General features: G+C 35.9%; 21 protein-coding genes. 11 read left to right on the top strand and 10 right to left on the bottom strand.

The window, feature by feature from the left end; genetic code table 11:
• Positions 1-88 precede the first annotated feature (88 nt).
• Positions 89-445, bottom strand: coding sequence for an RNA-binding protein (locus tag AAEU33_RS16180; protein WP_172283224.1), 357 nt, complete (start codon positions 443-445; stop codon positions 89-91).
• Positions 446-1,022: 577 nt separating this feature from the next.
• On the opposite strand from AAEU33_RS16180, the gene AAEU33_RS16185 reads away from it, so the two are divergent.
• The 8 genes from AAEU33_RS16185 to AAEU33_RS16220 all read left to right on the top strand — a co-directional run bounded on the left by AAEU33_RS16185 (position 1,023) and on the right by AAEU33_RS16220 (position 10,370).
• Positions 1,023-1,418: a hotdog domain-containing protein gene (locus AAEU33_RS16185; RefSeq protein ID WP_172283226.1), complete on the top strand. Its 396-nt coding sequence runs from the start codon at positions 1,023-1,025 to the stop codon at positions 1,416-1,418.
• A complete protein-coding gene (locus AAEU33_RS16190) occupies positions 1,415-1,975 on the top strand; it encodes an AraC family transcriptional regulator (protein WP_345988806.1) in 561 nt (186 codons plus the stop codon). Before AAEU33_RS16185 ends, AAEU33_RS16190 begins: the two co-directional genes overlap by 4 nt.
• Positions 1,976-2,263: 288 nt before the next feature.
• Positions 2,264-5,137: a heavy metal translocating P-type ATPase gene (locus AAEU33_RS16195; RefSeq protein ID WP_345988808.1), complete on the top strand. Its 2,874-nt coding sequence runs from the start codon at positions 2,264-2,266 to the stop codon at positions 5,135-5,137.
• Between the two features lie 59 nt (positions 5,138-5,196).
• Positions 5,197-5,925, top strand: a complete 729-nt coding sequence (locus AAEU33_RS16200; RefSeq protein WP_345988810.1) for a DUF72 domain-containing protein — start codon at positions 5,197-5,199, stop codon at positions 5,923-5,925.
• Between the two features lie 126 nt (positions 5,926-6,051).
• Positions 6,052-6,918 (top strand): polysaccharide deacetylase family protein, encoded by an 867-nt coding sequence (locus tag AAEU33_RS16205; protein WP_345988812.1) that lies wholly within the window; start codon positions 6,052-6,054, stop codon positions 6,916-6,918.
• Positions 6,919-7,030: 112 nt separating this feature from the next.
• Positions 7,031-7,690 carry a YggS family pyridoxal phosphate-dependent enzyme gene (locus tag AAEU33_RS16210; RefSeq protein ID WP_345988814.1) on the top strand — a complete coding sequence of 220 codons (660 nt, stop codon included), beginning with the start codon at positions 7,031-7,033 and terminating at the stop codon, positions 7,688-7,690.
• Positions 7,691-7,746: 56 nt separating this feature from the next.
• Positions 7,747-8,931: a sigma-54 dependent transcriptional regulator gene (locus AAEU33_RS16215; protein ID WP_172283238.1), complete on the top strand. Its 1,185-nt coding sequence runs from the start codon at positions 7,747-7,749 to the stop codon at positions 8,929-8,931.
• A 71-nt stretch (positions 8,932-9,002) separates the two neighbouring features.
• Positions 9,003-10,370: an MATE family efflux transporter gene (locus AAEU33_RS16220; RefSeq protein ID WP_172283240.1), complete on the top strand. Its 1,368-nt coding sequence runs from the start codon at positions 9,003-9,005 to the stop codon at positions 10,368-10,370.
• 27 nt (positions 10,371-10,397) lie between these two features.
• Here AAEU33_RS16220 and AAEU33_RS16225 read toward each other — a convergent pair whose 3' ends face one another.
• A complete protein-coding gene (locus AAEU33_RS16225; RefSeq protein ID WP_172283242.1) occupies positions 10,398-10,967 on the bottom strand; it encodes a Crp/Fnr family transcriptional regulator in 570 nt (189 codons plus the stop codon).
• A 76-nt stretch (positions 10,968-11,043) separates the two neighbouring features.
• Here AAEU33_RS16225 and AAEU33_RS16230 point away from each other — a divergent pair, with 76 nt between their 5' ends.
• Entirely contained in the window at positions 11,044-11,733 is a 690-nt protein-coding gene (locus AAEU33_RS16230) for an HAD family hydrolase (RefSeq protein WP_345988817.1), read from the top strand.
• A gap of 47 nt (positions 11,734-11,780) precedes the next feature.
• Here AAEU33_RS16230 and AAEU33_RS16235 read toward each other — a convergent pair whose 3' ends face one another.
• The 6 genes from AAEU33_RS16235 to AAEU33_RS16260 all read right to left on the bottom strand — a co-directional run bounded on the left by AAEU33_RS16235 (position 11,781) and on the right by AAEU33_RS16260 (position 18,398).
• Positions 11,781-12,317 carry a hypothetical protein gene (locus tag AAEU33_RS16235; RefSeq protein ID WP_172283245.1) on the bottom strand — a complete coding sequence of 179 codons (537 nt, stop codon included), beginning with the start codon at positions 12,315-12,317 and terminating at the stop codon, positions 11,781-11,783.
• A gap of 86 nt (positions 12,318-12,403) precedes the next feature.
• A complete protein-coding gene (locus AAEU33_RS16240) occupies positions 12,404-14,806 on the bottom strand; it encodes a prolyl oligopeptidase family serine peptidase (protein WP_172283247.1) in 2,403 nt (800 codons plus the stop codon).
• A gap of 215 nt (positions 14,807-15,021) precedes the next feature.
• Positions 15,022-15,450, bottom strand: coding sequence for a DoxX family protein (locus AAEU33_RS16245; protein WP_273647833.1), 429 nt, complete (start codon positions 15,448-15,450; stop codon positions 15,022-15,024).
• A gap of 66 nt (positions 15,451-15,516) precedes the next feature.
• A complete protein-coding gene (gene era / locus AAEU33_RS16250; RefSeq protein ID WP_172283251.1) occupies positions 15,517-16,392 on the bottom strand; it encodes a GTPase Era in 876 nt (291 codons plus the stop codon).
• A 74-nt stretch (positions 16,393-16,466) separates the two neighbouring features.
• A complete protein-coding gene (locus tag AAEU33_RS16255; RefSeq protein WP_345988820.1) occupies positions 16,467-17,363 on the bottom strand; it encodes a carbohydrate kinase in 897 nt (298 codons plus the stop codon).
• Positions 17,364-17,396: 33 nt separating this feature from the next.
• The gene (locus tag AAEU33_RS16260) at positions 17,397-18,398 is read right to left on the bottom strand and encodes a LacI family DNA-binding transcriptional regulator (RefSeq protein WP_345988822.1); all 1,002 of its coding nucleotides are present in this window, start codon (positions 18,396-18,398) and stop codon (positions 17,397-17,399) included.
• A gap of 304 nt (positions 18,399-18,702) precedes the next feature.
• Between AAEU33_RS16260 and AAEU33_RS16265 the strand changes: the two genes are divergently transcribed.
• Together AAEU33_RS16265 and AAEU33_RS16270 are read left to right on the top strand one after the other, a co-directional pair.
• On the top strand, positions 18,703-19,266 hold the full coding sequence (locus AAEU33_RS16265) for a Crp/Fnr family transcriptional regulator (RefSeq protein WP_172283255.1): 564 nt from the start codon (positions 18,703-18,705) through the stop codon (positions 19,264-19,266).
• A gap of 160 nt (positions 19,267-19,426) precedes the next feature.
• On the top strand, positions 19,427-19,753 hold the full coding sequence (locus AAEU33_RS16270; RefSeq protein ID WP_345988824.1) for a multidrug efflux SMR transporter: 327 nt from the start codon (positions 19,427-19,429) through the stop codon (positions 19,751-19,753).
• Positions 19,754-19,811: 58 nt separating this feature from the next.
• Here AAEU33_RS16270 and AAEU33_RS16275 read toward each other — a convergent pair whose 3' ends face one another.
• Together AAEU33_RS16275 and map are read right to left on the bottom strand one after the other, a co-directional pair.
• A complete protein-coding gene (locus tag AAEU33_RS16275) occupies positions 19,812-20,579 on the bottom strand; it encodes a class I SAM-dependent methyltransferase (RefSeq protein ID WP_273647828.1) in 768 nt (255 codons plus the stop codon).
• A complete protein-coding gene (map, locus tag AAEU33_RS16280) occupies positions 20,579-21,388 on the bottom strand; it encodes a type I methionyl aminopeptidase (protein ID WP_172283264.1) in 810 nt (269 codons plus the stop codon). The genes AAEU33_RS16275 and map overlap by 1 nt, the downstream gene beginning before the upstream one ends.
• Positions 21,389-21,415: the final 27 nt, after the last annotated feature.

Raw genomic sequence — 21,415 nt, forward strand, 5'->3', positions numbered from 1 at the left:
ATCGTATAAATTATTTATATTGATTAATTAACAAGGAACACGAAATAAAAAGACATAAAAAAAGCGGCTTAAAAGCCGCTTATATTTTTTACCAACGATTTCCGCCGCCGTTTCCACCACGGTTGTTACCACCGCCGTATCCACCGCCTCTGTTGTTTCCATAACCACCACTTCTGTTGTTATCGAAACTTCTTCTTGGCTTCTCCTCTCTTGGTTTAGCTTCTGAAACGTTAAGTGTTTTTCCGTTAAATTCTTTTGCGTTTAATGCTTCAATAGCTTGCTTTCCTTCTTCTTCTCCCATTTCTATGAAACCAAAACCTCTGGAACGTCCAGTTTCCTTGTCTGTAATGATTTTAGCAGAAGATACTTCTCCAAATTCTGCGAATAAATCTTGTAATTCGTACTCTTTAGTTGAGTAATTGATGTTTGAAACAAAAATGTTCATTGTTAAATAAAATTATAATAATTAATAAAAATTTGGTATATAAAAGAAAAGCAACATATATTAAATGAACAAATATTGATTCCAAATATAAACGTTCGCAAGATACAATTTAAAATTTCAAATCAAAGCGTTTTTATAAGTATTTTATCACCCACATTTGATCTATTGACAAAAATTATCGTAAAACAATATTTTATATACGTATATCAATAATATTATAAGCAATATTTGGGAAAATTAAATATTTTTTAACACTAGATCTTATAGTAAAATGACACTTATATAGCAACAAATACTATTAAATTGCTAAAATGCAAGTTAAAACCACATCTATTTAAGCTTATCATTGAATATTTTTTAATAAACACAACTACATATTTGTAAAATACTATATATCAAATGATTAAATAAAATGGAAATAATAAAAAATGAAAAAAGATGATATGATGAGTTTGATATTGCGAAATGACGAAATTTTCTGATCGAGAAAATAAATATTTCTCTTTTGATAACTAAATCCTATTCTTTTGATTAAGCCAGTTTTTAGCGCTAAATTTGTGGGGCAAATTATTAAGGTATGAACTATCACACTAGAAAATGGGTAAAACCCGAAGATCTGAATCCTAATCATTCACTTTTTGGAGGCAGGTTATTACAATGGATCGATGAAGAAGCTGCTCTCTATGCTATCATTCAGTTAGAAAACACAAAAGTAGTTACGAAGTTCATTTCGGAAATCAACTTCGTTAGTTCTGCCAAACAGGGAGATATTGTTGAAATCGGGATTGAAGTAACAGCATTCGGTTCGAGTTCTATTACATTGCGATGCGAGGTACGAAATAAAATGACGCATCAAACTATTATCACGGTAGATAAAATTGTAATGGTCAATTTAGGTGAAGATGGAAATCCTCTTCCTCATGGTAAAACACAGGTTGAATTCGTAAAGGACCGATTAAATAACCAGCTATGAAGATTTTCATCAAAAATATGGTTTGTGGCAGGTGCATTTCTGCCGTTTCTTCTATTTTTAATGATTTTGGGATCGGAATACAATCCATACAACTTGGGGAAGTGGAAACGGAATCAGATATTTTAGATCATGATATGCGTTCCATTGAAACAGAATTGGAAAAAACAGGTTTTGAAAGAATAAAGGATTCCTCCCATCAACTTGTTGAGAAAATCAAAAATCTCATTATTACCAAAATCAGCGAACTTGATATCGATGAAGACTTTTTATTATCAGAATTTCTGGCTTCAAAAATACATAAGGATTACAGTTCCCTTTCAAAAACCTTTTCCCAAAATGAGAATATTACTTTGGAGCAGTTTTTTATCCTTCAAAAAATAGAGAAGGTAAAGGAGCTTCTTTTGTATAATGAATTTACGTTAACGGAAATTGCAGGAAAGCTTGGTTATAAAAGTGTACAGCATTTATCCTCACAATTCAGAAACAGCACAGGATTCACCCCTACTGAGTTTAAAAAACTGAAAGTCCATAACAGAAAACCGCTTGACAGTTTTTGAGTGAAGTATCAGAGCGTATGGGATTAATTAGAGCTTACATGTTTGACGGTTTAAGCATATAATTGGAGATGATAAAATAGCCTTTAAGCAGATAAATGCTTCAGTACTACAAGATAATAAAATCCCAAATAACTCAATATTACTCCATTATTCAATACCCTAATACCCTAACACCCTCCGACTCTCAAACATCCAAATACCCGATTTCCCAAATTCTATAACTATTATCCTTAAATTTATAACATACATTATTTTCCTTTACGGAATTTTGTATCATAATTTAAGATCATGGAACAACAATATAAAATACTCGGAATGAGCTGTTCCGGTTGTCAGAAAAAAATCTCTGAAAAGCTAAATTCAATCGAGGGTATTACAGCAGATATCAGTCTGGAAAATAATCTTGCAACTATTATCTCAGATACTGCAATTAACCTTAATACGCTAAACAAGGCTTTAGCCGAGATTGGCCATTATCAGCTGGAAGATCAGACGCAGCCGGAAAAAGCTTTCATTAAACCTCAGGATCGTGTTTCTCCATCTTCAGTTTACTATTGTCCTATGGAATGCGAGGGAGATAAAGTATACTTCAAACAAGGAGAACGATGCCCGGTTTGTCATATGTACCTTGTTCCTATTGAAGAAAAGCAGGCTAAGGACCCTAATTACAAACCAGCCTACTCTTCCACCCATTTGCCGGAAAACTTCAAAGACCATATTGGAAAATATTATTGTCCGATGTTTTGTGAAGGAGATAAAATATATGATGAAAAAGGCGAATGTCCGGTTTGTCATATGCACCTGGAAGAAATTACACAAGAGCTTGTTAATAATTCATCATCAGAACATACACATTCTCATTCTCATTCTCATTCTCATTCTCATTCTCATTCACACACCCACCATCATGAAGCTCCCAAAGTTACGGATGATATGGCTGGAAGATACTATTGTCCGATGTATTGCGAAGGAGACAAAACTTATGACAGCAATGTAGGGTGTCCTGTCTGTGGAATGGATCTTGTGAAATATCCTGAGAAAAAGACCGCAAAATATACCTGCCCTATGCATCCTGAAATTATACGGGATGAGCCTGGAAGCTGTCCCATATGCGGAATGGATCTCGTAAGAATGCCTGATACTGGAGGGGAAGAAAATGATGAAACCTATAATATATTAAAAAGGAAATTCATTATTTCATTGCTATTTACCGTTCCCGTATTTATTCTTTCTATGGGAGGTATGCTGATTAATTTCCCGTTCTCTCATCAGATTCAGGGTTTTATTGAGCTGGCTTTAACACTTCCTGTGCTTTTCTATTCTGGGTGGTTTTTAATGAAAAGAGGCTGGGTTTCATTTAAAACATGGAATCTGAACATGTTCAGTCTGATTGCCCTGGGAGTTTCTGCAGCATTTATTTTCAGTATTGTCTCTCTTCTTTTTCCGGATATCATCCCACATGAAATCCGCGGTCACAATCATGAGATCCCTCTTTATTTTGAGGCGGTCTGTGTTATTCTTACGCTGGTTATCCTGGGGCAACTCATGGAAGCCGCTGCTCATAAAAAAACTGGAAATGCGATCAGGGAGCTGATGAATCTTTCACCGGATGAAGCCAACCTGATCGTAAATGGAGAAGAAAAAAGGGTTCTTCTTTCTCAAGTAAAGATCGGTGATTTTTTAAAGGTAAAGCCCGGAGAAAAGATACCGGTAGACGGAAAAATAACGGAAGGCAACTCTATTGTTGATGAAAGTATGATCACCGGAGAACCGATTCCTGTAGAAAAAAATATGGATGATAAGGTCTCATCAGGAACAATCAACGGGAATCAGGTTTTTATTATGAAAGCTGAAAAAGTTGGTGATGAAACCCTATTGTCCCAGATCATCAAAATGGTGAATGAAGCAAGTCGTAGTAAAGCACCTATTCAAAAATTAACCGATAAAGTTTCCAAAATCTTTGTACCGACGGTTATCCTTATTGCCGCTTTAACATTTGTCGGATGGCAATTCTTCGGGCCCGAAGGGAAAAGAAGTTTGTTTGCTTTCGTCAATGCTGTAGCTGTACTTATTGTAGCCTGTCCTTGTGCATTAGGTCTTGCTACTCCAATGTCTTTGATGGTTGGAATCGGAAAAGGGGCTAAAAACGGCATCCTGATTAAAAATGCCGAAGCTTTGGAACAAATGAACAAAGTAAATGTTCTTATTACGGACAAAACAGGAACTCTTACCGAAGGGAAACCATCTGTAGAACACATTGAAACAGTGGATAACGGAAATCAGGATCAGATTTTAAAATTAGCCTATTCATTGAATCAGAATTCAGAACACCCACTGTCTAACGCAGTCATTAAAAAAGCTAAGGATCAAAAAATCTCTTCCGCGAAGGTGGAAAAGTTTGAAAACATATCCGGAAAAGGGGTAAAAGGAATCATCGATGGAAAAACGGTGTATGTTGGAAACGAAAATCTCCTGACCTCTCATCAGATTGCCATTCCTGATAGTTTAAAACAGAAGGCAATTGAAGTTCAGACCAAAGCGCATACGATTTCATATATTGCCGAGGATCATAATGTTTTAGGGTTCATAAGTTTTAGGGATAAAATCAAAGAAAGTTCTAAAAAGGCCGTTGAGCTCTTAATGAAAGAAGGTCTGGATATCGTGATGATGACCGGCGATAATGAACATACAGCTAAAGCTGTAGCGGATGAGCTGGGTATCATACACTACAAAGCCAATTGTTTACCTGAAGATAAATTAAATGAAGTTAAAAAACTTCAGAAAGAAGGAAAAATTGTCGCAATGACGGGTGATGGAATCAACGACTCTCCTGCTTTGGCACAATCCGACATCGGAATTGCTATGGGAACAGGGACGGATGTCGCTATTGAGAGTGCAGAGATTACTTTATTAAAAGGAGATATCATAGGTGTAGCCAAAGCTAAGCTTCTGAGTGAAAAACTATTGAAGAATATTAAGGAAAACCTCTTTTTTGCTTTTATCTATAATGTATTAGGAGTTCCTATTGCGGCAGGATTATTGTATCCTTTTTTTGGAATTCTGTTATCTCCGATGATTGCAGCCGCAGCTATGAGTTTCAGCTCTTTATCGGTGATTCTTAATTCATTAAGATTAAACGCTGTCGATCTCGACATTAAATAATCAAATTTTCCTCCGGATTCCAGGTTTATAGATCAAATCCGGAGGAACTTTATAAAACCATGAAAAAAGAAATGTATCATATCGGTTGCTCAGGATTCTATAATAACGATTGGAAAGGCTCTCTGTATCCACAAGATGCATCTGCTAAAAATTTCCTTACGCTCTATTCTCAAGAATTCAATACTGTGGAAATTAATTCTACCTTTTATAGAAAACCGACTCTGAAAACTCTTGTAAAATGGTTTGATGAAACTCCTGAAGAATTCAGATTTTTTATTAAAATCCCCAAAACGATTTCCCACGAAAAAAGAATGAAAGATTGTAAGGACGAGATCGAAATCTTTTGCCGTCACATCCATGAGGGATTAAAAAATAAGCTATCCGGATTTTTATATCAGTTTCCCCCTTCTTTCAAAAATACTCCCGAAAACCTTAATTTGGTACTAACACATCCAGACTTTGATTTCGTAAATGTAATGGAATTCAGACATATTTCATGGTGGACTGATGAAGTCTTAAAGGCTTTAAAGCAAAAAAACATTATTTTTTCTGGTGTCAGTTTTCCCGGAAACCTTCCGGAAGACTTAATGAGTAATCATCCTGAAATCATTTATTATAGACTTCATGGAAAGCCTATTCTCTACAAATCTGAGTACACTCGCGAATTTCTCAATCATTTAGCCGAGAAAATACAAAAATCACAAAAGAAAGCGTTTATATTTTTCAATAACACTTGGGGAACTGCCGCAATCAAAAATGGGTTATATCTGAAAAAGATATTATCTTGAAAACCCTTTACAATTAATAGATTAAAATATTATTAAAACTTATTTTTTTGTAAAAATTGGCATGTATATTGTTAACATCTATTTGTAAATTTTAACGATAATTAACATTTAATCTCCAATTTTTTTATGAAAAACCTTTTTGCGGAAAAGTCGCGAAACCTGACTTTTCTTGGGATGTTTGCATTGGTGAGTGCAACTTCAGTTTTATTCAACAGCTGTAATGAGAAAAAAGACGCGAAAGATTCTGAAAAGATGATTTCCAAAGACCATCCCGTCGCAAAAATAGTCCCCGAATTGGAGGATGACGAAACCCCGACAGACAAAAGAGTTATTTATCTTACTTTTGATGATGGTCCTAATCGCGGGACCGAAAACCTTCTGAAAGTTTTACGCAAAAGAAATGTATGTGCTACTGCATTTATAGTGGGAAAACACTGCTATGACAGCAACAGACAAAAGAATGATATGGAACTGCTGAAAGCAGACCCATTGATTGAACTGGCCAATCACAGCTTTTCGCATGACCACAACAAATATTCCAGTTTTTATAAAAATCCAGAAGCAGTTGTCCATGATTTTGACAGAGCAAAGGACAGTCTTACACTGCACAATAAAATCGCCAGAACTCCGGGCAGAAATATCTGGAGGCTCAACAACATCAATGTTACGGATATTAAAAGTTCTTCGCTGGCAGCCGATCATTTAAAAAAGGCAGGATATAAAGTAATCGGCTGGGATCTGGAATGGAAGCCCACAAACAGAATGGTCCTTAAAGGAAGTCACGAAGCCATGTTGAAAAAAGTAGACAGCATCTTTTTTAATGACCTTGAAAAAACATCAAGACATTTGGTGTTCCTTACCCATGATCAGTATCTTTCGGATACCGATTCAATTAATGAGCTCGACCTGTTTATTGAAAAACTACAGAAGACCAATCGGTTTGTATTCAGAAAGATTTCCGCTTATCCTAAAATCAATGAAGTTTTAAATTAAAATATGAAACAAAGCTCATTCTGAAATTTCATGGCAAAAAAATAACTCAGACCTATTTAAAATTTTATAAAATCATTAGCTTTTTGCTATAAGAATTCAGAAATTTGCAATTATGGATATTAAAGAAAATTACAACAATATAAAGGAACAGCTTTCCGAAGGAGTTCAATTGGTAGCCGTTTCAAAAACCCATCCTGTTTCAGCTATTCAGGAGGTTTATGATCTGGGACAGAAAGTTTTCGGTGAAAATAAAGTCCAGGAGCTTATGGAGAAATATCCTCTGCTTCCGAAAGATATTCAATGGCACCTTATCGGCCATCTGCAAACGAATAAGGTAAAATATATTGCTGAATTTATCGACACGATCCAGAGTGTGGATTCTGAAAAAGTATTGCTGGAGATCAATAAAGAAGCAGGAAAACATAACCGAAAAATTAAGGTTCTTCTGCAGGTAAAAATCGCTGCTGAAGACAGTAAATTCGGTCTTGAAATATCAGAAGCCAGAGAGCTCTTCCAAAGATACATCAATGGTGAATTTGCTAATATTCACATTACCGGACTTATGGGGATGGCTACATTCACTGACGATCAGCAACAGGTAAGAAAGGAATTTTTAACCTTAAAAAAAGTTTTTGATGAATTAAATCAATTAAAAAAACTGGATACCTTATCAATGGGAATGAGTGATGATTTCCCTATTGCCATTGAATGCGGGGCAAATTCCGTACGGGTTGGCTCTGCAATTTTCGGGCGAAGAGATTATTCTAAATAAAGTATTTAGGTATAGTTTTTGCTAATAATTCAATCAAAAAATCTAAATTTGCAACTATGCAAAAAATCCTTATAGTAGAAGACGAAAAAGCAATCTCAGGAGTACTGCACAGTATTCTGTCTGATGAACTTACCAATTATGAATTTGTAGTAGCCGAAGATGGTTTAGAGGGTTACAAACACCTGGAAAAAGAAGATTTCGCATTAGTGATTTCCGATATAAAGATGCCAAAACTTTCAGGAACAGAGCTTTTGAAGCAGACTTTGGTGTTAAAACCCGAAACTACTTTTATTATGATCTCAGGGCATGCGGATATTGATTCTGCTGTTTCTTGCTTAAAGGATGGAGCATATGATTTCATTTCTAAGCCTATCGATATCAACAGACTGATCACCAGTGTTAAAAATGCCTTAGCGAAAGAAACCCTGAAAAAGGAAAATAAGACGCTACAGAGTGAAAATAAAACACTTAAAAGAAAAGTCAACAAAAAATACCAGATGATCGGTGAATCTCCTGCATTACAGAAGATTCAGGATATGATCGAAAAAGTAGCTGTTTCTGATGCAAGAGTTCTTATTACCGGGCCTAACGGTGCAGGTAAAGAGCTGGTAGCGCATGCTATTCACAATCAAAGTGAACGGGCAAAGGGACCTATGATCGAAGTAAACTGTGCGGCGATCCCATCAGAACTGATCGAATCCGAACTTTTCGGACACGTAAAGGGTTCTTTTACCGGAGCTATCAAAGATAAGCAGGGAAAATTCGAACAGGCAACAGGAGGTACTATCTTCTTGGATGAAATCGGAGATATGAGCCTTATTGCACAGGCAAAGGTTTTAAGAGCACTTCAGGAAAGCAAAGTTTCTCCTGTAGGAAGCGACAAAGAAATAAAAGTTGATGTAAGGGTTCTTGCTGCCACGAATAAAAATATGCAGAAAGAAATTGAAGAGGGGAAATTCAGAGAAGACCTTTACCACAGGTTATCTGTAATTGAAATCTATGTACCACCATTGGATGAAAGAAAAGAAGATATCAAATTATTGGTAGAACATTTCTCAGGAATGATTTCAGACGAACATGGTACAGCCGTGAAAAAATTTGATGATGAAGCGATTGAAGCGCTTAAAGCCCTTTCATGGACTGGAAATATCAGAGAATTAAGAAATGTTGTGGAAAGATTAATTATTCTAGGTGGAAGCACAGTTTCCAAGGAGGATGTTGCAAATTTTGTAAGAAAATAATTTAATTATAAACTAAATAAATTATAAAAAATTTGCAGTAGTAACACTGCAAATTTTTTTTTGTTAAAACTATGAGCTTTTTAAATAAAAACTACACCAAAGAATGCCTTACTTTGGCGCTACCCGTAATGCTAACGCAGGTAGGACAAGTATCTGTTAACTTATTCGATAATATTATTGTCGGAAAACTATTAGGTGCAGATGCTTTAGCTTCCGTTTCTCTAGGAAATGCCGTATTTTTCTCGACATTTGTACTGGCACTGGGATTCTCTTTTGCGATCCCTCCCCTTGTTTCGGAGGCACATTCAAGACACGACCATGAAAGAATTAATTCCGTATTCAGCCATGGATTTGTGATCAATATGACTGTAGGAATTATTTTAATGGCAGTCCTGTTACTCGGATTACCTCTACTCTATCATTCGGGACAGCCTGCGAAGATCGTTCCTGATACAGTTCATTTTTTGGGAATTATGGCGATCAGTATGATCCCTTTTATGGCGTTTCAGACCTTGAGAGAGGTTTCTGAAGGGCTATCCTACACGATTGGTGTGACCAAAGCAACCATTATTGCAAACGTTATTAATATTGTTTTAAATTACGTTTTTATCAAGGGCCTTTTCGGATTACCTCCGATGGGAGTAAAAGGATCTGCTTTGGCCAGTTTGATCGCCCGGATTTTTATGGTGGTTTTTCTTTACTTCGTTTTGTTAAAAGAAGAAAGAACAAGACGCTATATCAAAGATTTTTCATTAAAGATCCAGGTGTTCTCCAGAAGTATGTTCGATAAAATGGTAAAATTAGGACTACCAACAGCCTTGCAAATGTTCTTTGAGGTAACTGCCTTCGCGGGAGCCGCTTTCATCTGTGGGTTGATTTCAGCTCATGATATTGCCTCTCACCAGATTGCATTAAGCATGGCCTCGTTTACCTTTAATTTATGTGTCGGATTCAGTGTAGCCTCTACCGTAATGATTGGAAGGAAGATGGGTGAACAAAATTATGTTGAGCTGAGAAAAGTTGGGCTTAATAATTTAAAAATTGCCTTTATCTTTATGTGCATCTGTGGAATTGTATTTATTCTGGGCAGAAATATTCTCCCAACATTCTTCACGAAAAAAGAAGAAGTTGAAGTGATAACACTGGCATCAAAACTAATGATTATCGCAGCATTATTCCAGTTATCTGATGGAATTCAGGTTACAGCATTGGGGATGCTTAGAGGAATACAGGATGTGAAGATCCCTTCTATTTACACTTTTATAGCATACTGGGTGATTACCGTTCCATTGGGCTACTTATTGTGTGTTACGCTAAATATGGGGGCATTCGGAATGTGGATTGCTTTAGGATTGGGATTAACCATTTCTGCGATCTTCCTGGTCAAACGTTTTTTAAATATGTCTGCAAAGAAAATCAGGCAGAATGCATCCATATAAAAAAAGCGGTCTTGTAAGACCGCTTTTTTAGTTATTATTCAGACTTTTCAATGCCCTGTTTAGGCTTCTTATGGTCACTCCTAAATAAGCAGCCATATCTTCTTTTGAAATTTCAATCTCCTGTTTGGATTGTAGCTTCAGAAGCTTTGCCAGATTATGTTCAGTGGTGTACAGCTGCTGGTAAGACGCCCTAGTCGATGTATTTACGATACGTTCGGCAAACACATCCAGCAAAAGGTTATTCAACGTAAGGTCATTTTTAATCACCGATCTCAAATAAGGGATGGAAATAGCGTATACAGAAACATTGGTCATAGCTTCGATGGAGCAAAGGCAATTAATATTTTTAATAAACTCTATTTCACCTATAATTTCACCTTTTCCCAGAAACTCCATAATATATTCCTTTTCATTTTCCTCTACAAAATAGCATTTTGTAATTCCTTCACGAATAAGCATTACTTTCGACGCCGCTTCGTTCTGGGTAAATATTTTCTGCCCCTTTGAAAATGATTTTATAACAATATCTTCTTTACGCTCCTGATTTACGTATAGCTGCTCTAAATACTTTAAAAATGCTTCGTTCGTTCGTAACATATAGGTCCGGGACAAATGTCCTTTTCTGATGTATTTTTTATTCTGATTTTTGCCTTCAGAAATGTACAAAAGTAAAATGGAAAATCATATAACAACAATAGCATTTGATGCAGACGATACGCTTTGGATAAACGAGCCGTATTTTCAGGAAACGGAAAAGGAATTTTGTGCTTTACTGGAAGACTACCTTCCACACCACTCCGTTTCCCAGGAATTATTTAAAACCGAAATGCAGAATCTTCACCTTTACGGTTATGGGGTCAAAGGTTTTATGCTCTCTATGGTGGAAACCATCTGCAGAGTCTCAAGCGGAACAGCTTCACTCCAACTGGTCAATAAAGCAATTGAATTGGGGCATAATTTACTTCAGCAGCCTATAGAACTTCTTGAAGGTGTAACAGAAACTTTAGAACAACTAAAAGGAAAATACAGGTTGGTTATGGCTACAAAAGGAGACTTGCTTGATCAGGAACGTAAGCTTAAAAAATCCGGGCTCGAAAAATATTTTCATCACATAGAAATTATGAGTGATAAGAAAAATAGTGATTATCAAAAGCTATTGAAGCATCTGGATTGCAAACCTGAACATTTTCTTATGTTAGGAAATTCCATAAAATCAGATATTTTACCAGTCCTTGAGATGGGAGGCTATGCAGCTCATATCCCTTTCCATATCACCTGGGCTCACGAGCAACATGAACATCAGCTGAAACATGAAAGATTTGTTGAACTTGATGATATCAGTGGGGTTTTGAAATATTTGTAATGATCAGTTGATTTTATCCTTCCTGAATAATTGGACAACGAATATAATTATATGATAATTCCCCCATATGCTAAATAGGTGAGTTTTGAACCTTTAATAAATTCTTCAAAGCTTGTCTTTTCATCAGCATTCATATTTTGAAGTTCAAAATAGTATTCCGAAGGATTAGCTCTTCCTTGCAGCATATATTCAAATGAATTTTTATGTCCAACCCTATTTTTGGGAATTATCCAAAACTTAAATCTTTTTGTCTGCGGATTCGGATTCAACAATACAAGTTCATTATTACTAAATATTTGAACTGCATTCTCATTGTCTAATTCTAATGGACTAAATAATTTATGTCCAAAAATTAAGGTAATTCTATTTCCTAAATCTCCTGAAAAGCCATCATCTTTTATAACATCAATTATTATTCTATCCTTTTCAACCTTTACATCAGAGTTTAAATAATTTTGTTTTATGTATTCCTTTTCAAAATGCCTTTTTGCTGAAAAATATTTTCCAGTTTCAAGACTATCAGTTTGTGCAAAAATTTTTCCAATAAAAATGAATAAAAGTAATGCTAACAATATTTTTTTCATAAGTGCTACTTCTTACTTTTTAACTTAATATGTAAATTTCAGCTAAAAATAACAAAAAACTCGTCCCTTTGGACGAGTTTTTCAATTTATTTCTTGAGACATTTCTCCAGGAACTGATCTTGTTCCCATAGCAAATGAAGAATATTTTCTTTTGCGACATATCCGTGGGCTTCTTTAGGTAAAAGAACCATCTTTACGGGAGCACCCAGATTTTTCAGTGCCTGGAAATATCTTTCCGTCTGTAAAGTGAATGTTCCCGGATTATTATCCGCATCACCATGGATCAGCAATAATGGTGTTTTCATTTTATCAGCATTCATAAATGGTGACATTGTGTTATAAATTTCAGGTACATCCCAGTAGTTTCTTTGCTCACTCTGGAAGCCAAACGGCGTTAATGTCCTGTTGTAAGCTCCGCTTCTGGCAATTCCACACGCAAACAATTTAGAATGGGTTAAAAGGTTAGCCGTCATAAAAGCCCCGTAGGAATGTCCTCCTACGGCTACTTTTTTCTTATCGATATAGCCTAACTGATCTACAGCATTAATTGCTGCTTCTGCATTTGCTACCAATTGCGGAATAAAAGTATCATTAGGTTCTGTTTTTCCTTCCCCTATGATCGGGAATGCAGCATCGTCCAGAACAGCATATCCTTTTGTGGTCCAGTATACAAAAGAACCGTAATAAGGGAAAGTAAAGTCGTTAGGATTCTGAGTATTCTGCCCTGCCGTATTTTTATCTTTATATTCTGTAGGATAAGCCCAGATCAGCAAGGGAAGTTTTTCTTTTTTTGCTTTTCTGTCATAGTTTGCCGGAAGATAAAGAGTTCCCGTTAGCGTTACACCATCATTTCTTTTGTAAGTAATCACTTCCTTATACACATCTTTGATGCTTTCGAAAGGATTGGCAAAAGTAGTTACAGCTTCTGCTTTATTAGATTTGATGTTTTTCCTGAAATAATTAGGATACTGGCTCGCAGACTGCTGGATGGTCAGTACCTCACCTTTTGCAGGATTAAGGATATCTATAATATCTTCCTTAGCATTTTTTAAGTTTGAAGTGTAAAGTCTTTTCTTTTTTAATGTTTTCACATCCATTTCATCGATAAAAGGATGCTGTCCGTCCTTTGTAAATCCTGCTCCGATAAGATAAGCTTTTCCCCCTTTCATATCAATTACAGTTCTTCCGAATTCATTTTTTGTGGTATTGAAATTTCCGGGATCGCTGTAAACATCCTGATAGTTTCTGTCATCAATTACTTTTGACTCCCCATTGTTCAGGTCTACTAAAAATGACTTGGTATTTCTTGTATCATACCAATCTTCAGAAACAATAGCATAATGATCATTGGTCCAGCTTGTTCCTTCATATCTCTGCTTTGTTTTAAAGAAAGATTTTGCCGCATTGTTAAACGGTGCTTCCCAGGTGAAGATTTCATCTCTGTATTCAGCAGTTCTAGCCTGATCACCTCCATCCAGCGCTTCTGCGTAAACAAGTGTTGCCGGGGCATCGCTTCTCCAGCCCATATCTCTTTTACCTGTTCTTACTGAGGCAAAACCTTTAGGCATAATCTCATTTAAAGGGACTTCATTTACGACTTTCACCATGCTTCCTTTAGCATCATATACAGTTGTTGTCATGGGAAACCTATTCAAAGGAACGATATACGAGAAAGGCTTTTTGATTGTGGTAACCATCAGGTAATTCCCATCCGGTGAAAAGCTCAGACCTGCATACATGTCCTGATCTTTCACTTTTTTTACGTTGCCGGAAAGATCTACGTTATAAATATCTGAAGCAGTAAGAATTTCAAAGTTTTTTTCATCCTGAGGATTTTTAAGAAGATCCTGATACGTCCTGTTTTGGGATACTTTTCCATCCGCAGTAGATACAATAGGTCCTGTTGGCAGATCCTTGCTTGAATCTATCAATGCAGGTCTGTTTTGCGGAAGCACTTTTATCAGCAAATTCTGAGAATCTTTATACCACGTATAAGGACTACCCAGGTTAGCGTTGAGATTATCATTGGTAACTTTCTTAGCCGTTGCCGTTTCAAGGTCCACGATCCAAAGCTCTACTCCTTTTGCTGTTGTATTGGTAAAGGCAAACTTTTTTTCATCGGGAGAAAAAGAAGTATTGGTTATTTTAGGATTGGAAGGCAATCCTTTTACCTGAACCTCACTTTTATCATTGATTTTTCTAACCTTAAGGTTATTGGAGTAAGTTGCTGAACTAGAAATATTCGTCACAGGATTGATTCTGAGACCACCTAATTTCATTTCCTGCTGACTAAGATCTTCTAAGGTTTTATAGGTAGGACGGTAAGTGAAAACTACCCAATCCTTTTTACTGTTCATTAAAACACTTGGAGGTCTTTCGTAGTCTGCAAGTTTAAGAATTTCAGCAGACGGCTTTTGATAAGTAACATTTTCCTGCGCTTCATAAAAATTAAGGAACGCAAGAAGGCAAACGGTTAGTTTTATCTTCATTATATACATTTTTTACGAATTTAGTAAATTTTGTTATTATAAAGGGTAAACAACAATCATTTAGCCTGTCCTGCAACTTGTAAAATCCGATAATTACCTAATAATTTTTACAACATAATCGAGATTATACGGTGAAGATACATCGTGAATTTTATCTTTTATAAAACAAAAAGAGGGCATACAAGTATGCCCTCTTTATTTATATCAGTATGCATCTACCAATCGGATGCCCTTTTTCGTTTTTCTATCATGTAATCCACCGAGATCTTTCCGGCTCCATAAGCGATTAAAAGAAGATAAACAGAGAGGTAAATAAAAGCCAGCTCTCTTTTCTCAAATGGATCGGATCCATGAACTACAAATCCCGCAATAATCATTGTAAAGATAAGGAAACCCAGAGCAACTCTGGTAAATAATCCTAAAATAAGGAGTATTGAGCATACAAACTCTGCTATAATGGTAAGAATTAAAGAGATCTGCGGACCAAGTCCTAAGAAATCATAAAAATCTATCTTTCCGCCTTCCAATAGCATCTGGAGTTTGGGATATCCGTGTGAAAGCATGGCAAATCCAATAAAAACTCTCACAATTAACAGTATAATATCTCTAAATATGGGATTAGAATTTGAGTTACTATAATTCATGTATGAAAAATTTAGTTTAAAGATAGTAAAATCTTTCTATACAACGATGATTATTGATGTTTTAGTTTATCTGTACCCAAAATTCTTTAGATCCCTATCGTTTTTTCTCCAGTCTTTTTTCACTTTTACGAACAGGTTCAGGTGAATTTTTTTATCGAAAAATTTCTCTAGATCCACTCTCGCTTCCGTACCCACTTTTTTTATTGCTTCCCCTTTGTGGCCAATGATAATCCCTTTTTGGGTATCTCTTTCCACATAGATAATAGAGTCTATAAAAATGATTCCTTCCTTTTCTTTAAATTGTTCGGTAACCACTTCTACGGAATAAGGAATCTCCTTTTCATAGTTCAAAAGAATTTTTTCACGGATTGCCTCATTAACAAAAAAACGTTCCGGCTTATCTGTATACTGGTCCTTATCATAATAAGGCGGGTTTTCCGGAAGCATCGATTTTAGCTTTGGAAGGATAACGTCCGTGTTAAAGGCATTTAATGCAGAAATCGGTAAAATTTCAGCCTTAGGAATTCTGTTATGCCATTCTTCTACCAGCTTTTCAAGACCTTCCTGGTTGGTCTGGTCTACCTTATTTAATAAAAGTAAAACCGGAACCGGAATTTTATTCAGTTTTTCAATGAGAAATTCCGAAGGTTCTGCTTTATCTGTAACATCTACAATGAATAAAAATACATCGGCATCCTGTAAAGAGTCCTTTACAAAATCCATCATCTTCTCCTGAAGACCATATTTAGGATCCAATACCCCGGGAGTATCGGAAAATACAATCTGTAAATCCTCTTCATTATAAATTCCAAAAATACGGTGACGTGTTGTCTGTGCCTTCTGCGTTACAATCGCAAGCTTCTCTCCCATCAACTGGTTAAGGAGCGTTGATTTTCCTGCATTAGGTTTTCCAACTATATTTACAAATCCTGATTTGTGCATAAAAATTATATTACGGACTGCAAAGTTAGTAAAAGAAAACTGGTCTTTAGGATAAATTTTAAAGATTTAAGTCTTTAATGCTGGTCTCTGAACTTTTGAAATTCTTCATATTCATACTCCGGACATGCCCCTTCTTTTGACGTAATGAATGCTCCTAATGCAACAGCTTCTTTCATAATGATTTCCGGAGCTTCCTGCTGTATTCTTTTGGATATAAATCCCGCCAGAAAAGAGTCTCCGCTTCCTACGGTATCTGCAATGGTGATTGGAACAGCCGGGCAGGTATAGCTTTCTGTCCCTTTAAAATACCTGGCACCTTTGCTTCCTTTAGTAAGAACTATTTCCTTAATCTTAAAATGATCCTGAATTAAAGCAGCACTCTGATCTTCATCAATATATTCTTCATTAAGAAAATCGATGATCTGTCTCATTTCTGCTTTGTTCATCTTTACAATATCAGCTTGATGAAGCAAATCTTTAATGAGCTGTACCTCTATGAATGGAGGTCTGAAATTGACATCAAATATTTTAAGTTCTGCATGTTCCAAAAGCTTAAAAAGAGTTTCTCTTGTTTTTTTATTCCGTGCGGATAAACTTCCGAAAATAAATGCCTGGGCATGAGATACCAATTCTGTAAGCTCCGGAAGGTTTTCTATATAATCCCAGGCTACTTCATTAATAATTTCATAGCTGGCTTCATTATCCTCATCAATAGTAGCTACAACGGTACTCGTTGGTTTATCAGCATCGACCTGAATATAGTCCGTTGTCATTCCCCAGTTTTTGATCTGACTGACCAGCTGGTTACCAAGATCATCGTTCCCTATTCTGCTGAGTACCTTCGCATCAATTCCCGTTTTAGAAACATGATAAGCTACATTAAAAGGTGCTCCTCCAGCTCTGGATCCTTGTGGAAATATATCCCAAAGAACTTCTCCGAAACATACTACATACTGATTATTTTTTTTCATTAGGTTAAACGTTTAATATATAGGTTAAATTTTTTATTTGACTGATTTTTTTATAATTAATTCTGCTTCACAAACTACTCTTTCCTCCTTTTCAGAGAAATTTTTTGTTTGTTCATCGAGGAGTTTTACAGCTTGTCTGGCCATTTCTTCCAACGGCTGTCTTATATAGGTAATTTCTGTAGGAAATAAATTGTAGGCATCGGTTTCATCAAAAGCAATGACAGAAACATCTTCAGGAACCCTGATCTTATTTTTTACAAGATAATGCAATCCTGCATTTCCTATTTTATTGTTTAAAAAATATAATCCTATTTTTCCTGCACCTATTTTAAGATGTTCATCTAATCCTGCATGAACTTTTGAGGTAACATTTCCCATTTCAACCAGCACTTTCTTTGATGCAATACCGTGTTCCTTGATTTTTCTCTCAAACCCTCGCTGTCTGTCAAGCAAATGCGGAAGATGGGTATTGTATCCCACATAGATCAATTCATCAAATTTATGCTCCATCAGATAGTTGAAAACCTGCCCGGAAATTTCAAAATTATTGAGCGTTACTGCAGGAAGCTCAACATTTTCGAGATAATAATCAATAGACACAATAGGATATTCGTCCTTTAGCAGCTTCTTAATGATATCATCAGAGCCTGCTACAGGACTTACAAGCATTCCGTCCACCTGTTGCTGAGAAAAAAGCTCCGTAAGCTTTTTAAACTTATCAGGGTTTTCATCAGAACTTCCGATAAGTATGGTATACCCCAGCTTCATGGCTTCATTTTCTATACAACGCGCAATATTGGAATAAAAATCATTTGAAATATCCGGAACAATAAGACCTATTAACTTGCTTTTGCTCATTTTTAAGCTTCTGGCAATCTTATTGGGTGTATAATTGATTTCTTCTGCAATATCCAGAATTTTATTCCTGGTTACTTCACTGATTCTGCTTCCCTCCTTTTTGTTGATCACATAAGAAACAGTTGCAACGGAAACTCCGGCAATTCTTGCAATGTCTTTGATGGAAGCTCTCTTCATTTTGTTTATTTGGCGTACAAAAATATTTTATATTTACTAAAAATGAAATAAAAACAGAATTTATTTTATATCAAATTACAGATGCCCATAATTTCTTGAAAAATCACAAATTTATCTTATATATAACTATAGATCAGAAATATACAAATCTTATTTTCATTATTTCTCAGCTGTTTAATCCTAATTGACCAGAATAGTATTTTGCGATTTACTCATTTTATAGATCGCAAATGTAAAAATTAACCATAACATCTTCATTAAATAAGTAAAAACAAATAATTTTGACTGATTAGAATTTGCCTTCATGACTATAGACGAAATCATCGATAATTTACTGATTCTTCCTGAATCTTCACGGGAAAAGCTTAAAGCTCATATTACCGAAGCAGCTTACCCCAAAGGATTTTGCCTTATGGAAGCAGATAAGATCATTCCTTATGTTTATTTTATTAAAAAGGGAATTGTTCGGGCCTATGCCTCCACCCAGGATAATGATATTACTTTCTGGTTTGGCAGTGAAGGAGAAACGATTGTCTCCATGAAAAGTTATGTAGAAGATAAACCGGGTTATGAAAGTATCGAGCTGCTGGAAGAATGTGAGTTGTATCGGTTAGAAACAGAATATCTCCGAAAACTTTTCAATGAAGACATCTACATTGCCAATTGGGGCCGTAAGTTTGCAGAAAGAGAGCTGGTAAAAACAGAAGAGTTGATAATATCCAGACAGTTCAAAACTTCGACCGAACGCTACAAAGACCTGATGCGTGACAAACCCAATCTTTTGAGAAGGGTTCAGCTGGGACACATTGCTTCTTATCTTGGAATTACCCAGGTAAGTCTGAGCAGAATCCGGGCTGAAATTAAGTAACACTGTATAAATTCAGCATTTTAAAGTACTACATATCATAAAATTTTGGCCTACTAAACCTATCTTAGATCACAAAAAGCTTTGGAGCATCATTTTTTAACATTTGTAAAATTATTTTTCCCTTTAAATACAGAACTTTGCATCAGAAAAAAATAAAAAAATGAACTGGATTATTTTAATTATTGCAGGGTTGTTTGAAGTAGCTTTTGCTTCCTGTCTTGGAAAGGCAAAAGAAACATCAGGATCAGAAATGTATTATTGGTTTGCCGGTTTTTTGTTTACCATGACCATTAGTATGCTTCTTTTAATCAAGGCAACGCAAACTTTACCTATCGGAACTGCATATGCTGTATGGACGGGGATTGGTGCAGTAGGCACTGCTTTAATGGGAATGCTCTTTTTTAAGGATCCGGTAACGTTCTGGAGGATATTCTTCTTGTCAACGCTGATTGGTTCCATCATCGGATTGAAAGCAGCATCTCACTAATTAAAGCTGTATCTTTAACCAAATAAAAATGTCTACATTATGGTGTAGACATTTTTATTTATTTTTTGAAAACAACAGGTAAGATCTCATTGTATCTTAATCCGTATTTTTTAATTTCTTCTTCGGTAAACTTTTGTGAATAGAAATTGATATCAACATCAAATCCGGCCTTTTTCAACCTGTCGAAATAATCCATTCCATACCAACGTACATGATCATACTGCCCGAAATGTTTCTGCCGCTCTTTAGGATCCTTTATGGTAAAATCCTCATAGGTTTTTTCCAGTGAATTCTTCATGGGTACCTGGAAAATACCCCATCCTCCAGGTCTCATTACCCTGTATAATTCACTGATTGCTTTTGCATCATCTTCAATATGCTCTAATACATGGTTGCAGAAAACAATATCGAAGCTGTCATCAGCGAAAGGAAGGTTCAGGATATCTGCTTTCACATCTACAATAGGAGAATATAAATCAGCAGAAATATAATCCAGGTTACGCATCCTTTTGAACTTTCTCAAAAACTCCTGCTCAGGAGCGATGTGCAAAACTTTATAGTTCTTAATAAAAAAATCGGTTTCATTCTGAAGGTATAACCACATCTGACGATGTCTTTCCAAACTTAATGTTCCCGGAGATAAAGCATTTTCCCTTTGTTTTCCATAGCCATACGGAAGAAACTTACGGTATGATTTTCCATCAATAGGATCGAAAAATTCATCTCCCTTAAAAAACTGGTAGATAAGCGGCCTTGCCCATATGCTCATCGTAATAAGGGCAGGACGCGGAATAGTATTCAGTAAAAGCTTGGTTACTTTTTTCATTAGAAATCCATTTGAAAAGGCTTCTCCTCATCACTTTGAATACCTAATGCTTCATATACGTATTTGAAAGTAGATAGCAATACAGGTTTCCCGTTGATCACAGCCACATCGTGTTCAAAATGTGCTGATGGCTGATTGTCAAGGGTAGTTACCGTCCATCCGTCATTATGGAATTTTACTTTTTCAGTTCCCAGATTAACCATAGGCTCAATAGCAATGGCAAGACCATCCTTGATCACTTTTCCACTTCCCTGTCTGCCATAATTCGGAACCTGAGGATCTTCATGCATCTTTCTTCCTAATCCGTGCCCTACAAGCTCTCTTACCACTCCATAGCCTTCTTTTTCACAATGAGCCTGAATTGCATGAGAAATATCTCCAATCCTTTTTCCACGGATGCATTGTTCAATTCCTTTATAAAGGGATTCTTTGGTAACCTGTAACAGTTTCTTAACCTCAGGCTTCACTTCCCCTATCTCGAAGGTATACGCGTGATCTCCCACAAAGCCATTTAAAACAGCCCCGCAATCTACAGAAAGAACATCTCCTTCTTTAATAATGTCATTATTGGGAAAGCCGTGAACCACCTGTTCATTCGGAGAAATGCACAGCGAATTGGGGAATCCCCCGTATCCTAAGAATGCCGGTTCTCCTCCATGATCTTTAATGAAATCATGGGCTAATTTATCTAAATACAAAGTCGTAATTCCCGGTTTGATTTCTTTTGCTAACATTCCTAATGTTTTGGAAACCAATTGAGCACTTTGTTTCATAAGACGAAGCTCGTCTATTGTTTTTAATTGAATCATTTTTATACGATGTTAGATAGTAGATTT

It is taken from the genome of Chryseobacterium sp. Chry.R1, assembly GCF_039645525.1.
GTDB classification, from domain to species: domain Bacteria; phylum Bacteroidota; class Bacteroidia; order Flavobacteriales; family Weeksellaceae; genus Chryseobacterium; species Chryseobacterium proteolyticum.